The organism is Xanthovirga aplysinae (assembly GCF_009711365.1).
In the GTDB taxonomy this organism is placed as follows: Bacteria; Bacteroidota; Bacteroidia; order Cytophagales; family Cyclobacteriaceae; genus Xanthovirga; species Xanthovirga aplysinae.
This window is the reverse complement of the sequence record NZ_SMMB01000064.1, coordinates 1-269: the sequence shown is the minus strand read 5'-3', so window position 1 is coordinate 269 and position 269 is coordinate 1. Positions and strand designations below refer to the sequence as shown.

Here is a 269-nt window from a genome sequence, read left to right as displayed (position 1 = left end):
CATAAACGCTTCTTTAACCGTTTCCGGAACCTCTAACTTGGCCAACATCAATTCTAGTGGTACAATCCAAGAGAAGGGAGCCAGAGTTTTGAGTACAAATTACCTTGGAGGAACGCAGTCAGTCCAAAATTATGACCTGAACACCATGACAGGTATAAAATCCAATTATGGAGGCACAAAATATATGCTGAATCGTCCTGTGGATTCATATGGTTTGGCTGTGAACTTTGACTCCTTTACCGAAAGTTTAAAATCTCAATTGTACTTTG

General features: G+C 39.8%; 1 protein-coding gene. It reads left to right on the top strand.

From position 1 onward, the window contains the following. Positions 1–269: hypothetical protein (locus E1171_RS22985; RefSeq protein WP_187696074.1), on the top strand; the 269-nt coding region annotated here is incomplete at both ends.